Origin of the sequence: Marinobacter sp. 2_MG-2023 (assembly GCF_030546935.1) — a bacterium.
Taxonomy (GTDB): domain Bacteria; phylum Pseudomonadota; class Gammaproteobacteria; order Pseudomonadales; family Oleiphilaceae; genus Marinobacter.
Genome location: NZ_JAUOPH010000002.1, coordinates 595,979 through 610,897, shown reverse-complemented (window position 1 = coordinate 610,897; position 14,919 = coordinate 595,979). Strand labels below are relative to the sequence as shown.

11 protein-coding genes are annotated in these 14,919 nt (G+C 56.5%); 3 read left to right on the top strand and 8 right to left on the bottom strand.

Going from position 1 to position 14,919, the window contains the following annotated elements:
• The first annotated feature begins 119 nt into the window (after positions 1-119).
• Together Q4501_RS06535 and Q4501_RS06530 are read left to right on the top strand one after the other, a co-directional pair.
• On the top strand, positions 120-2,480 hold the full coding sequence (locus tag Q4501_RS06535; protein ID WP_303595222.1) for a GGDEF and EAL domain-containing protein: 2,361 nt from the start codon (positions 120-122) through the stop codon (positions 2,478-2,480).
• Between the two features lie 43 nt (positions 2,481-2,523).
• A complete protein-coding gene (locus Q4501_RS06530; protein ID WP_303595221.1) occupies positions 2,524-2,895 on the top strand; it encodes a VOC family protein in 372 nt (123 codons plus the stop codon).
• Between the two features lie 28 nt (positions 2,896-2,923).
• Here Q4501_RS06530 and Q4501_RS06525 read toward each other — a convergent pair whose 3' ends face one another.
• The 8 genes from Q4501_RS06525 to Q4501_RS06490 form a co-directional block, all read right to left on the bottom strand.
• Positions 2,924-5,188 carry an ATP-dependent DNA helicase gene (locus Q4501_RS06525; RefSeq protein ID WP_303595219.1) on the bottom strand — a complete coding sequence of 755 codons (2,265 nt, stop codon included), beginning with the start codon at positions 5,186-5,188 and terminating at the stop codon, positions 2,924-2,926.
• Entirely contained in the window at positions 5,185-6,897 is a 1,713-nt protein-coding gene (locus Q4501_RS06520; protein WP_368497256.1) for a VRR-NUC domain-containing protein, read from the bottom strand. Before Q4501_RS06520 ends, Q4501_RS06525 begins: the two co-directional genes overlap by 4 nt.
• Positions 6,898-6,963: 66 nt before the next feature.
• Entirely contained in the window at positions 6,964-7,695 is a 732-nt protein-coding gene (locus Q4501_RS06515) for a sulfite exporter TauE/SafE family protein (RefSeq protein WP_303595217.1), read from the bottom strand.
• Positions 7,688-8,524 (bottom strand): SDR family oxidoreductase, encoded by an 837-nt coding sequence (locus Q4501_RS06510; protein WP_303595215.1) that lies wholly within the window; start codon positions 8,522-8,524, stop codon positions 7,688-7,690. The genes Q4501_RS06515 and Q4501_RS06510 overlap by 8 nt, the downstream gene beginning before the upstream one ends.
• Positions 8,521-9,489, bottom strand: coding sequence for an SDR family oxidoreductase (locus Q4501_RS06505; protein WP_303595213.1), 969 nt, complete (start codon positions 9,487-9,489; stop codon positions 8,521-8,523). Before Q4501_RS06505 ends, Q4501_RS06510 begins: the two co-directional genes overlap by 4 nt.
• Complete coding sequence (locus Q4501_RS06500; RefSeq protein WP_303595211.1) at positions 9,467-10,381, bottom strand: bile acid:sodium symporter family protein; 915 nt, start codon at positions 10,379-10,381, stop codon at positions 9,467-9,469. The genes Q4501_RS06505 and Q4501_RS06500 overlap by 23 nt, the downstream gene beginning before the upstream one ends.
• A gap of 6 nt (positions 10,382-10,387) precedes the next feature.
• Positions 10,388-11,689: an NAD(P)/FAD-dependent oxidoreductase gene (locus tag Q4501_RS06495; RefSeq protein WP_303595210.1), complete on the bottom strand. Its 1,302-nt coding sequence runs from the start codon at positions 11,687-11,689 to the stop codon at positions 10,388-10,390.
• 274 nt (positions 11,690-11,963) lie between these two features.
• Positions 11,964-12,971: an AraC family transcriptional regulator gene (locus tag Q4501_RS06490; protein WP_303595209.1), complete on the bottom strand. Its 1,008-nt coding sequence runs from the start codon at positions 12,969-12,971 to the stop codon at positions 11,964-11,966.
• Between the two features lie 137 nt (positions 12,972-13,108).
• Between Q4501_RS06490 and Q4501_RS06485 the strand changes: the two genes are divergently transcribed.
• Complete coding sequence (locus tag Q4501_RS06485; RefSeq protein WP_303595207.1) at positions 13,109-14,857, top strand: thiamine pyrophosphate-binding protein; 1,749 nt, start codon at positions 13,109-13,111, stop codon at positions 14,855-14,857.
• Positions 14,858-14,919: the final 62 nt, after the last annotated feature.

The window sequence follows — 14,919 nt, the reverse complement described above, 5'->3', positions numbered from 1 at the left end:
ACGCATGCGATGGTTCTAGTCGACTTATCGTTATATACGTTTTCGGTTCGCCCAATGTCACAATCTGAAAAATTTCGGTGTGCAAACATTTCGGTTGCTGGTTCTATTAAGGATCCCGAATGAATACTGCTGAAACCGAAAAAAAACGGCTCGCGGCGTTGACCCGGCTTGGGCTGCTAGACACACCTCCTGAAGAACGTTTTGAACGGCTTACACGCATAGCCCGCCAGCACTATAACGTCAAAATAGCCTTGTTCTCGGTACTGGATCATGACCGCCAATGGTTCAAATCCCGTCAAGGTCTTGATGTCACAGAAACTCCCCGCTCTGTTGCATTCTGTGCGCATGCCATACGGCAAGATCAGATTTTTGTAGTGGAAGATGCTTCTAATGACCCCCGCTTCCGCAATAACCCCCTGGTGCTGGATAGCCCGGATATTCGTTTCTACGCAGGCATGCCCATACGTGAACCTGGCGGCTTCAAAATTGGCACATTGTGCATCATTGATGACAAGCCCCGACGGTTCACCGAAAAAGATCTGGAAGTACTCCGCACCCTGGCCACCATAGTGGAAGACGAACTCGAACGTTCGTACATTGAGTCTGACAAGAGTGAGTATGTACCGGTTTCTCACCTAAACCGAGCTATCCACCATGCCCAGAACGTGTTTCTCACTAGCGACAACGAACGTTCCGCATTTAGCCAAATGCTCAGCGACCTGCTCGCCCTAACCGGAAGTCAGTTCGGGTTCATCGGAGAAGTGTTGCATGAAAGCAACGGCACTCCTTATCTTAAGGTCGGCGCCATTACCAATATCGCATGGAACCCGGAAACCCAGGCGCTGTACCAGGACGTTGAACGCCAGGGCATGATTTTCGACCGACTGGACAATATCCTCGGGCAACCCATGGTGACCGGCGAAATCATCATCTCCAATAATTTGCCCGAAGATCCCCGGCGCGGTGGCTTGCCCCCGGGGCACCCGCCGATTCATACCTACATAGGTATTCCTGTATTCACCGGCCGCAAACATCTGGGGTTAATTGGCCTGGCAAACCGGGCTGAAGGCTACACCCGCAAGCTAGCTGACGAACTGGCACCACTATCACAAACTCTCGCCAACCTGATCGAGCGCAAACGGTTGTATGAAGAGCAAAGATCCCATAAACAGGACCTTGAGCTGGCCACCAATTTCGATACGCTGACGGGCCTGCCCAATCGCCGCCGGCTGACGGAACTGTTCGAACAGGAGCTTTATGAAGCCGACCAGAGAAAAGGCCTGGTTTCTGTCTGTTTCATTGATCTGGATGGTTTCAAGACGATCAACGACAAGCATGGACACTCGGTAGGTGATGCCGTTCTCAGGTCCGTAGCCGCAAAACTCCTGGCAACCGTGCGCACCCACGACATCGTAGCCCGTCTGGGCGGTGACGAGTTCGTAGCCATCCTTAGGGACGCAGACGATGAACGGGTTTATGCGCGATTGCTGGACGCTATCCAACAACCCATTAATTTTCGGCATCACGTGCTTCAGGTTTCTGGCAGCATGGGCATCACTGTATACCCGGACGATGATTCGGATACGGACTTGCTGCTTCGCCATGCAGATCAAGCCATGTATGCCGCCAAGGAAACCGGCAAGAACTGCTTCAAGGTATTTGACCTGGCGTCACATTCCTCCCGCAAAGAGCGGATAAGAGTACTGGATCAGATCGACAACGCTCTTCGCCACGAGGAGCTCGAATTATTCTATCAACCCAAAATCTGCTTTCGTAACGGCTCAGTGAACGGATTCGAGGCCCTGATACGGTGGCACCACCCTCAAGAGGGCCTTCTCGGGCCCGCCCATTTCCTCGAGCATATTGAATACACTGAGTATGCACGCACCCTTGGGAACTATGTGATCCGGGAAGCCGTAAAGCAGCTGGCGGGATTTGCGCAACAGGGCCTGCCGTATACGTTGAGTGTCAACCTGAGCCCTTCACACTTCCTGAGCCAAGAGTTTGGAGACGATTTAGCCGCGGCGCTGGAAGGCTGCCCGAAGGAATTGCGCGCACGCCTCATCCTGGAAATTCTCGAAACCACAGCGATGGACGATACTGAAACCGTTCTGAAAAATCTCACGGCCTGTCGCGAGCTGGGGGTGGATGTTTCACTGGACGACTTCGGGACCGGGTATTCGTCTCTGGACTACTTTCGCCGATTGCCCGCCCAGGAAATCAAAATTGACCGCTCGTTCGTAATGGATATGCTGAACGATGCAGACGACAGCATGATTGTCAGTGCCATCGTCAGTCTCTCAAAGAGTTTCGAACGACGGCTGGTTGCCGAAGGCATAGAAAGTGCAGAGGTTGAACGAAAACTGATAGAGCTCGGCTGCGATATCGGCCAGGGTTTTTTCTACAGCAAGCCAGTGCCACTCCCGGAAGCCCTGCACTGGGCCGCGAATTTTCGGTGGGATAATAGAGTAACGCCTTAAGATGCACCGCGCAGACACAAAGCGCGAAACAGGAGAATTGAGCATGATCGGATACGTCACCATTGGTGTCAGCGATATGGAAAGAGCCAAGAAGTTCTACACAGAGCTTCTGGGCGGTATGGGCGCAAAGCTTCTGCTGGACATGGGCCGCATTGCATTTATTGGCGAAAGCATGAAGGGCCCGATGCTGGCTGTTTGCACACCCTTCGACGGCGAGCCAAACCATCCCGGTAACGGCAATATGCTGGCGTTCTGGCCAGGCTCGAAAGAGGCGGTTGATACCTACTACCAGAAAGCCATAGAGTTGGGTGCGTCCTGCGATGGCGAGCCAGGGCAGCGCATCCCTGACAAGTTTTACGGTGCCTACGTAAAAGACAAGGATGGCAACAAAGTGGCGTTTTATCACTTCGGCTGATTGAAGCCCGCCTGCAACCGGGGCTGTTTTAGTCAGCAGCCCCGGTTCCGAACCACCAGCCTGGTAACAACCCCCGAATCTGCGGCTGTAAAAAGCGGTCGTCTATCAGCCAGATCACGCCCTGATCCTCCGGTGTGCGAATCACCCTTCCCGCAGCCTGAGCTACTTTCTGCAAGCCCGGAATAAGATAGGTGTACTCATAGCCAGCGCCAAAACGCTGCTGCAGCCGATGTTTGAGAATCTCATGCCAGGCATCAAAAGGCGGTAAACCCAGGGTTGCCACAAAGGCGCCAATCAACTGATCCCCCGGCAGATCAATGCCTTCACTGAACACACCCCCCAAAACGGCAAAGGCCACGCTGCCGCTCTCTTCCCGGAACCCCGCCAGAAACTCCCGGCGCTGTTGCGGGCTCATGCCTGAATGCTGAGAGCGCTGGGGTACCTCCGGGGCGCTCGCGCCCAAGGCTTCACTCACTTCGTTCAGGTATTTGAAGCTGCTGAAGAACGCCAGATAGTGCCCCGGGCGCGCCTTATATTGCTCCGCAATCAGCGCAGCTATGGGCGCTACCGATGCCTCCCTGTGGGCCTGACGTGTACTGATCTTCGGTGTGAACTTTACCCTTAGCTGGTCAGCGCTGAAGGGGCTGGGCAATGAGGTAAACCGGCTGTCTTCCGGCAGGCCCAGAAGGTCCCGGTAATAAACGCCTGGGCTGAGGGTGGCAGAAAACAGTAATACAGAGGCCGCGGCCTGAAAACGGTCGCGCAAAAAATCTGCCGGCACCAGGTTCTGAATCGCCAGGCTGGCACGGCCCCGGCCTTCGCGGCGGAATTCACACAGGGAATGATCGCCGAAGGAATCAGCCAGTTTCATGAAAGACACAGACTCAAACAACAGCTCCTGAAGGGCCAGATCCGGCGGGTTATCCGCCAGATAATCCGTAAGGCCGGATACCAGCCCTTGCAGGCTACCGGTGAGAGCCGGAGGCAGGTTATCGAGAAACACCGGAGCGGAACTTACGGCTGAGTGATCACGCACAATCCCCTGCCAGGCCCGCGCTGTTCGATCCAGATGGGATTTCAGCGCTTTGGGTGCAGATGTACGCACCTTTAACAGCCGTTGCTGGTCCAGCTGAACCGAGTACATACCCCGACCACGATCCACAAGGTTGTGGGCTTCATCCACCAGAATGGCGGTTTTCCAGTTGTTCTGCCGGGTCAGGCCGTGGAGCAGGGCGGACTGATCAAACATCCGGTTTACATCGCCAATCACCAGTTCACACCAGCGCGCCATTTCCTGAGCCAGAAAGTAGGGGCAGATATTATGGCCGCTGGCAATCTTCGCCAACACCTCCTGAGTGAGGGTCACGCCGGCCTGGACCGCTTCGGCGCGAGCATCCGGCAAGCGGTCAAAAAAACCTTTGGCCAGCGGGCAGGAATCCCCGTGGCAGGCTTTATCCGGGTGTTCACAGGCATCGGCCTTGGCCACCAGTTCCAGAGTGCGCAAAGGCCAGATCTGCGGCGTATCCTGTGCCGCCCGCAGACGCTCGACGGCATCCACCGCCAGTTGCCGTGCGGTGTTGCGGCAGGTGAGATAATTCAATCGGTCGTGCTGCGCAGCCGGCATGGCCATCAAGGCCGGGAACAGAGTCCCCAGGGTTTTGCCCAGCCCCGTGGGCGCTTCCAGCAGCAAGGTACCGCCTTTAACCGTATTCTTGTAAACCGTTTCCGCAAGTTGACGCTGGCGCGGGCGAAAGTCCGCAAAGGGAAATCGCAGGCCGGCGAGACGAATATCCCGCTGTTCCCGGTGGTGGGCTTCCTGCTCCGCCCAGAGCCGGTAGCGGTCGCACAAGGCTTCCAGTTCCTGCCAAAGCTCATCGGCCGTGGCGATTTCAGTAACCGGCGTTTCACGGTTCTTGCCAATATCGAAATAGACCAGGGACAGCTTCAGTTTTTTGCGCTTTTCCTGACGACAGAGCAGGGCACCATAGGCCCGCAGCTGGGCGCGGTGCAAAGCCCGCTGATGGGGCCGGATACGGGATAAATCCCCCCGGTGGGTTTTAATCTCTTCCAGCAGCCCCGAATGCGGGTTATAAACGTCCGCGCGGCCATAAAGCTCTAAACCAAGGCATTCACCGGTAAGTGAATACTCGCTTTTATAACCGTAGCCACGTTTCCCCTGAATAGCCTGATGCCCCGCAATACCCTCTTCGGCGCTGGGTGCCGGCGTATAACGGAAGTCCAGGTCGCCTTCGCGAGCGGCGAACTCGCAGAGGGTTCTGACCGCAACCCTCACAGTGTCGCTCCGCTATCCTGCCAACGCAGATAGCACACGCCGGAGGCGATGCCCTGATGGGCGAAGAAGTGCAGCCAGCGGATCTGGTGATCCTGCAACCGGTCGCCCGGGCCTTTCACCTCGATCATTTCATAACGGGGCTTATCCTCCGGGTTCTCCGGATAAAAACGTACAAGATCGGGGAAACCACTGCGATGTTCGCGGATATTCAGCAAAAGGCGCTCAAAAAGAACCTGCAGGTCTGTTGCAGGAATGCAATCCAGTGCCAGACCCAGCAATTCCTCATTCAGCGCCGGCCAGATCACAAACGGGTTGGAGATGCCCTGTTTGGCAGCATAGGTGGCCAGAATCCTCTCCCGGTATTCGCCATTCTGAAGCGCGGTAAAACACTCTTCAAACCCGGCTTGCCGGCGGCTGACAAAATCCTCCCGCACCAGATCCGCCGGCCCGGTGTGAAACGGGTGAAAAAATGCACCGGGTATGGCTTTAAAAATAATGTGCCAGCACAGCAAACCGAACAGACCATTGATCAGGGTGTTTTCCACATAGAATACTGGAGCTTCGGGTGTGGACAGGTTATCCCGAACCACCGCCTCCACAGAGCCACCGGTTTGCGGCAGGGCCAGTACGAATTCACGGATATCCGGGGCCTGGGGCACCGGTGGCGCCGGCTGGCCCACTTTTACCGCCAGCCGCTTGAGTATACGTGCCAGCCCCTGAAATTCAGCGTCGCTCAGTTCATCACTCTGCCATTCAGTGGCAATGGCCCAGGCTTCTTTAAAGCGCTTCATCCGCTCCAGCAGCCGCAGCTGTTTTAATCGGGCCTCCCGATGGCCACTGGCCGCCAGCGCCTGCAACGCAATCTCTCGCTCAGTCTGGCGTTCCGCCTGACGCCCCAGCTCCAGCAGCAAACGATCACGGCGGCTACTCAGCCAGGCGTTATCCGAAGCAGGCGGGACCTCAGCCCAAACCTCTGCCGCTGGCATTCCCGCATCCAGGTTTTCACGGCAGTGGTGCATCGCCAGGTAGGTGTCCACCTCGCTGCGATGCGAGAAGGCTCGCGCCTCCGGGGTAAATTCCACCGGCTCATAACGGTGATGGCCCAGTTCCACCAATACAAAATCAGACCAGCTCTGGCGCAGATTGCCGAAAAACATCAGGCGGATGCGGTTAAACAGTTCCATGTGCCTGACCCGCACAACAGGCGCAACACCTTGACCGAGCCAAGCGGCCAGTGTGAGAGGGCCTTCGAAGGTGTCTTGCAAAACCTCTCGCATACGGGCTTTCGGAAGATTTTTGCCATGCCCGGCCTGTACCAGAACCGGCGCAAAAGCCGGGCGAAGTTCCGCCAGAGTGAACAGCCGAAAAAGTTCGTCCAGCGTCAGCAGCGGATCTGTATCCAGCCAGCCACCGTTAACCAGCTTATCCATTGCTTCAGCTTCCGGGCTTCCCAGCTCCGGGTAATTCAGCTTGTCAGCGCGAAACAGATCGCCACTGCGCATCACCATGCGGGTCAGCAGCGCCCGTGAGGGGCGAGGCAGCTCAAAGAAATCCCGCAGGCAGCCGCGCTCGGGCTCTAGCAGCAGATCCACGTGATGAGTGGCCACCCAGGCCACTACCGTTTCCATGTTTTTCAGGTAATACAGAGGGTTTTCGAGAGGTGCTGCTTTGGGCCTTAAATCAACCCAAGCTCTTTCAGAATCAGGCACAGATCATCACCATTCTTTACTCAAACCCTGGCTCCCAGGGCCGACTGGCAGATAGTATAACTGTGCCTAAGCCTTCACAATCAACAGCAATCCAGTGACTAGCAACACACAATACACGGCCTGCCGGAACCTGGTCTCGTCGAGGCGTTGGTGGAAAAACTCTCCTACCAGAACGCCAACCACCAGCAAGGGCAAGTACCACACTAGCCGACCGGCACTATTGAGCAGGCTGCCATCAAACAGGTAGAGCACACTCAGAGTCAGGTTCAGAGTGAACCAGACCGCCAGGAGGGTTGCGCGGGTGCGGCTTTTGTCTTGCTGGATACCGGCCAGAGCATAGACAAGCAGTGGGCCGCCTGAGGCAAACAGGCCGTGGGTAATGCCTGCGCCGAAGGTGAGAATGCGGCTGGTCATCAGACCGTGGGGCCTGGCCACATGGCCACCGAACAGTCGCCAGAGTTCCTTGCCGGCAAACCACACTACCAGAGCGCCAAATAGCGCCTTGAGAAGACTGGTCCCCAGCCAGGGCGTGAGCACATAGCCGGTAAAGGTACCAGCTACCATCAAGGGAAGAATCAGGGCGGTGAGTAGGCGCCAGTCGATGTGCTGGCGGTGTTTCCAGGTCAGATAGCCGCTCATGAACACGTTCAGGGGCACGAGTACTGGCAGCATCTCCGGAATAGGCAGGAATATGGCGCCCAGGGACAGGGCGATAACAATAGAACCGAAGCCTGTGATGGCTTCAATGGTGTAGGCAAGTAATATGGCCAGGCCAAGCCAGAGCCAGGGGTCAATCATGTGGCGGGTTCCCGTGTGAAGTCGCGATTGCTGGTTCTGCACTGTCCTCAATGTCACCTGCGAATTTTCGGCGCACGACTCTAAGATACAGCAGCGGGGCAATGCGCCACAAAAGGCTGCCGAAGCGGGATATTCGATCTGGCAACAACCAGGGCTTGCGCTTGATGAGAGCCTTGGCGATCAGCTGCGCAATATCATCCGCGCTGGCCATACTGCCAACGGTGGAACGGGCGTGGGTCGCCCTGTTGCCATCGGCACCCAGGGCACTCTGCTCTATGGGCGTGTCCAGAAAGCTGGGGTAGACCATGAGCAGATGAATGCCCCTGGGCTCCAGCTCCAGCCGCAGCACCTCGAAAAATTGAGTCAGGGCACTCTTGGCTGCGCAATATCCGGCCCGACCCGGCACCGGCATCCAGCCAGCCATTGAGCCTATGCAGATAATCTGACCTTTGCTGCGCTCCAGTAAGGGCAAGGCCAGCTGCGTCAGCTCCACTGGCCCCTGCCAGTCAACGGCCATAACCTTGCGAAATACGTCCGGCTTTGTGCTGGCAGCCAGGGAGCGGTGAGTAATGCCCGCGTTATTCACCAGCAGATCCAGACGACCATATGCAGCCTCGGTTTCTCGTACCAATCGCTCAAGATCCGGTGTGTGGGTGACATCCACGGTAACGATATGCACCCGGGTGTCATCGCCCAGCTCCTTTTGCCGTCGCAACAAGGCATCCGCATCTATATCCGCCAGCACAAGGTTGTGGCCGGCCTGGTACCAGTGTTGGGCCATGGCCCAGCCCAGGCCACTGGCAGCGCCGGTGATCAGGGTAACGCTCATAGGTCGCCCGCCTTTTTCGCCTGCTCGATAAAGAACTCGAAGGTCTCTGCCGAGGTTTTTTGAAGTCGGTAGCCGAATTGCTCCTTCAACCGGCGGTTGCTCAACACGGGTCGGTAACGGAGGAAGTTGACCTGCTCCGGGGCTACCGGTTTGCCCAGCCACCTGGCCACTTGCAATGCGCCTTTCGCCACACTTGCGGGTATGGTCAGCAGGGACTTGTCCAACCGGCTGGCGATCTCCCGAATGGTAAGGGCTCCGTCACCGGCCATGTTGTACCGGCCAACCTTGTCCTCTCGGATGCCCTGCTCCATGGCTCCAATAACATCCTGGTCCCAGATAAACACGAACGGTGAGTCACTGCCCCGGATGGCTAACAGGCGCGGCGCCAAAAACAGGCCGGTGATCTGGTTGCGGGTTTCAGCCCCCAGTACCGTGCCAGGTCGGAACACCAGCTGTTGCAATTCCGGGTGCTCATCGAGGTATTTCCGCAGTAGCTCCTCCACCTGGCGTTTGTGGTCCGAATAGGCAAACTCCGGGTTGCCCCGCAGAGGGTCGTCCTCATCGATCCAGGCCGGGTTATCCGGATGGTAACCGTATGCGGCGCCAGAGCTGGTGACAGTGAGATGTTTCACCTTCGCCGCGACACACGCCTCCAGTAGGTTTCGAGTGCCGTTTACGTCGATGTCGTAATCACGTTGTCGGTCGGGTGAAGCCTGGAGTATCGAAGCCAGGTGAATCACATGGGTAATCCGGTATTCCGCCAGGGTCAGTACGAGCTTGTTGTCCCGCACATCCAGCACTTCCAGCGGAAAATCCAGGCCATCCCTTGTTCTTATGTCGGTGCCAAGGACAAAATAATCCTTTGCGAGCCGGTTGCCCAACTGGTGGCCGATGTAGCCAGCAGCGCCGGTAATGAGTATCCGTTTTTCTATGGTCATGGGATCAGGAGTATTGCTCTGTTGCATGAGGAAGAGGTCGCCGGGCCCAGATCTGCGACAGGGTCAGGCCGGACACCAGGTGCCAGACGCCCCAGAAGGCAGTAATCAGCATCATGCCGCCGGCATCAGGGAAGAAGGTGAACAGGATAACCAGCCCAAGGCCTGAGTTCTGGATACCCACTTCCATGGTAACCGCACGCTGATCCGGCACTGACAGCTTCATCAGCCGGGCCATGGCGTAACCAAGCCCCAGAGCTAAAAGGTTGTGCCCTACGACCAGCCAGAAGAAGCTATGGAAACGCTCCAGAAACAGCTCCATATTGTTCAGGAAGGCAATAGCCACGAACACCATGAAAATCATTAGCGAGATAAAGCGCAGAGGCTTCTCGCTACGTACCGCCAGCTGCGGAAACCGCCCGCCAGTGATCATGCCCAGTAGCAACGGCAAGGCCAGTACCAGTAACACCAGCAGCAGAATATTGCCGGGCTCCAGGGTGATTTCCTGTAAGTAGGCCCGGGTATGGGGGTTAAGCCAGCCGTAGAGGGCAAAGTTGAAGGGGGTCATCACCGTAGCCGCCAGGCTGGAGACGGCCGACATGCTCACTGACACCGCCACATTGCCTTTACCCAGCCAGGTCATGATATTCGAGAAGCTGCCACCGGGGCAGGAAGCCACCAGTATCATACCCAGCGCCAGGTCCGGATCGACGCGGAAGAACCAGGTGAACAGGCAAGTAGCCAGGGGTAGCAGCAGGAACTGGGCGAACAGCCCGGCCAATGGCGCACGGGGTATGGTGAGTACCCGCCGGAAGTCTGCCGGCTTCAAGGTCATGGACACCCCGAACATCATCAGTGCAAGAATGAGGTTCAGGATAATCAGGCTGGCGGGGTCAAACTGCACCGTCATGGACGACTGCATACGCCATTACCCCTTGCTGTCAGTTTCGAGGTCTGCGATGTGCCTGGCCAGGCTGTCCAAGTAGGCGTCTTTGTTCACATAGTAGGCCATGCGGGCCAGTTTGATGTAATTATAGCCCCCGTCCAGCCGCTCCCCGGCACGGGTTTTCTTTTTCTGGGACAGGTCGGTGGCGGCAGCAGAGCCCCGCTGCTTTTCCCGGATGAACAGGGAAGCCAGCCGGGCCTGCTGGTTGCGACCCTCCCATCCCAGGCCCGTGGCCTCGATCATCCCCATAACGAACAGGTTGTCGTAATCCGGGTGCATCATGTTCTGGTACAACCGAGGGGCGTCTTCGTGCTCGGGCCAATTCAGGTGTTTCTTGTTAATGAAGGGGTAGTCCAGCAGATATCCGGTAGCCATCAGAATCAGGTCATAGTCACCGGACTCGCCGTCGCTGAAATGCACGGTATGGCCTTCAACCCGGTCGATGGCCCTGCGAGGCTTGATGTCACCATGCCCCAGGTGGTGAAGAATCAGGGAGTTGATCACCGGGTGAGACTCGTACATCCGATATTCCGGGTCCGGTAAGCCATAGTCTGAAGGCTTGCCTATCACCATGCGCATCAGTCGGGCATCGAGCCTTTGTTTAATGGGGCGGGGCAGCTTCAACTTGCCACCGAGGGTATCGACCGGTCGACCGTTAATGAATTTGGGCAGAAAATAGTAGCCCCGGCGCAGACTCATATCCACAGAGTGAGCATGGTGCACGGCGTCAACTGCAATATCCGCCCCGGAATTGCCACAACCGATAATAAGCACGCGTTTGTTCTTGAAGACCTCCGGGGTTCGGTAGTCGGCGGAATGCATCACCTCGCCCGCAAAGTCACCAGGAAGTGCCGGCATGTTAGGGGTGTGGAGGGTGCCGTTGGCAATCATCACACCATCGAAGATACGGGTCTGTGTTTGCCCGTCGTGTTCGGTAGTGATGGCCCACTGGTCTCCGTCCGGCTCAACGCTGACCACCCGGGTACTAAACTCGTAGTGTTCCCGCAGGCCAAAATGGTCCACGAAGTCCCGGAAATAGGATTTCAGCTCATGATGGCTGGGGTACTGGGCCACGGAGTCCTTCATGGGGAATTCTGCGAATTCCGTCATCCGTTTTGAAGAGATCAGATGGGCCGTGTCGTACATGGTGCTGTGAGGGTTGTCGATATCCCACAGGCCGCCCACATCGCTGTGGAGTTCGAATCCGGTAAAGGGGATATTCTGCTTCTGAAGGTTGCGGGCACAGGCCAGACCCATGGGACCGGCGCCAATTACTGCGTACATAATGGTATTCCTGCTTTTATTATTAAGTGCCTGCATCTTACGGTTTCAGGCACTGGTTTTCCCGACCAGACGGGACACAAACCATGACAATTCGAGCCATGATATGACTCTGTCGGAGCTTATTGCCTACGAAACGGTAGCGGGCCAGCGGGAATTGCCCGCTTTGCAGGACAGGTTTATCGGGTTCGTGTCCGCAGTTTGTATACAGGGTACGTGGAGACGACCGAGGAGCGAGGGTTGATGAGATAGCACCGAGGGGGCACCCCTCATTTTATCAATTTGCGCCTTCATCCAGCGCCGATGGTGAATGATTGTCTTCGTCGGAGAGCCGCCGGCGCAGCTTGGCCGGAGAGGTGCCAGTCCAGCGCCTGAATGCCTTGGCGAACGCGCTTTCGTCCGAGAAGCCCAGCGCGTCGGCAATATCAACAAGCCGCTCTTGCCCCTGAAGGCGCTCAAGAGCCAGCCGGTGCAGCGTGCTGTCACGCAAGGATTTGAACGAATACCCCTCCTCCGCCAGCTTGCGGTTGAGGTGTCGGCCACTCAAGCTCATCTCCACCGCAATACGGTCTTTACCCCAACGCGGATACCGTTCAATGAGTCGCTGGGTCTCGGCGCTTAAGCTCTGGCACCCCAATTCGGCGAGGGTACGGTCAGTGAGGTGCCGGAGGTATGTGTGCAGGCTATTGTTGGCCTGAACCAGAGGTAGGGCAAGCTGCTCTTCAGAAAAAACCAGCGCGTTGCTTTCTGACTGGAAGCAGGCCTTCACGCCCAGCAGCCTGCTGTAGTTCTCTCTGGACGCCAGTGGCTCGTGCATGAAGCGAAATTCGCTCGCCGTAAAGCTGTCACCACTGGCCCAGCGGCCCAGATTAAGAATCGCCGCCAGCGCCGCCTCAACGCGCTCTGCCTGGCGCTTGGCAAGACGAGGCTGATAATGAACCGCAGCCTTGCCAGCCTTTTGGCGCACAAGTGTAAAGTCACCCCCTCCACCAACGATTGGAGCAACCTCTGTCAGTTGCTCCAGCGCCTCACCCAGTGTGGTGCAGGTCATCAGCAAAAGCCCCGCACTGTCGAGATGACCAGGTTGCAGCTCAAGCCCGATACGAAGCCCGACCAATGGATCCTTGCTGGTTTGGCAGCAGGCATCCCAAAGCTGATCCAGTAACGCCAACGGAAGGCGACTTTGCTGATCAACCATTTTCAGGAGTGTTGGGGAGATTGCCAGGCCGGCACGTTCTGCATATTGCGACAGTGCTTTGGCGTAAAGCTTGTTGACTGTATTCATGTTGCCATTCTTGGCTCGAATTACCGCCTTACTGTCCTGTTTAAACCGTCTTTGGGTAGACCCGTTATATATACTGACCGATGTCAATTGAACATAACAACAAGCCGGACCCATGTCCACAATGACAGGAGAGTGTGATGACAACAGCCAGTGGTGGCGCACTGCTAGCGCAGATGTTGCATCAAGAGGGGGTAGAGAAGGTATTCGGCATTATCGATGGCACTTATTTCGGTTTTTATTCGGAACTGCATCGGCTGGGTATCGAAATTGTTACTCCCAGACACGAATCCTGTGCGGCTCACATGGCGGGTGCCTATGCACGCCTGACCGGAAAGCTAGGGGTCTGTATGGCAAGCAACGGCCCCGGTGTCGCAAATATTCTGCCGGGGCTGGTGGTGGAGCAGGCAGAAGGTAACCGTGTACTGGTCATCACCAGTGCACGACGCCCCGGAATCATGTATCCGGACCGTGGCGGCGCTTACCAGTGCTTCAACCAGGTTGGCGTTATCGGGCAAATCGGCAAATGGAGCCATAGCGCTTCCGCCTTCGAGCGGGTTCCGGAACTGGCCCACAAAGCTCTGCGCGCTTGCTGGGAAGGGCGACCGGGTGTTGTACATCTGGATATTCCAGAGAACTTCATGAATGGCAAACAAAAGAATGTGCCAGCGTTAATACCACCCTCCCGGTATCGTCATCAGACCAGCCTCCCGCCAGACCCTGAGCAAGTTCGACAGGCAGCTGACTGGTTAACCAGCGCCACCGCACCCATGATTCATGCGGGTAGTGGCGTGATCCACGCCGGTGCCTTTGAGGCGTTGGCACGCGTCGCCGGGATTCTGCAGGCTCCTGTCACAACCAGTTGGGCCGCCCGTGGCGTTTTGCCGGAAACGGTTTCGCTGGCCATCCCGATGCCTCATGTAAACGTTAACCACAAGGTGCGCAACGAGGCTGATACGGTTCTTGTACTTGGTTCACGCATCGGTGAAACCGATTGGTGGGGAAAACCACCCTACTGGCGTTCGCCTTCTGAGCAAAAAACCATACAGGTGGATATCGATGCCAGCATTCTGGGGCTGAACAAGCCTGTAGACCTCGCCATTCAGGCTGATGCAGGGAGGTTTCTGGCTGCATTGGCTACTGAGCTTGAGCAACGGCAACAGACAGGGCTGGAGCAGCGCAAACAGCGCGTGGCTGACTATCAACAGCTGATGACCAAAGAGCGGTCAGGTTGGAACAAGGCGCTGGCAGATTTGTCCGAGCCGATCCACCCTGCACACATCGCCACCGTGTGCGACGAACTCTTCCCGGACAACAGCGTGCTGGTAGCTGATGGCGGTAATGCAGCGATCTGGGCGATGTTCTATCACAAGGTTCGAACCCCAAACCGTATTCTGTCGACTTTCAAATTTGGCATGCTGGGCGCTGGCATGGCGCAAGCGGTGGGAGCGGCAGTGGCGCTCCCAGACACACCTGTGTGTTGCATTATCGGTGACGGTGCTTTCGGTTTTCACCCCCAGGAAGTTGAAACCGCAGTAAGAAACAAGGCCAGGGTGATCTGGATTGTTCTGTGTGATAAACAGTGGGGTATGGTCAAAATGAGTCAACAGTTTATGTTGCGACCACTCAAGACCATGCTGTTCAAGAAGCTGGATGAAAATGAAACCATCAAGGCAGACTTGGGCGAAATCCAGTTTGATCAACTGGCCCGTTCAATGGGGGCGTTCGGTGCACGTGTTTCGTCAGTGGAGCAACTACGAGAGGCCATAGACCTCGCACTCGAAAATGGAGGCTGTGGTGTCATTCACGTGGATGTTGATCCAGTGAAGCATATGTGGGCACCAGGGTTGGTTCATTTCAAAAAAATGCATGAGGAACCGCAAGGCTGATCAAAGCGCTCAATGGCGCCGCTAGACATCGTGTATACCAATAATTAGAAAAGCGACTTATA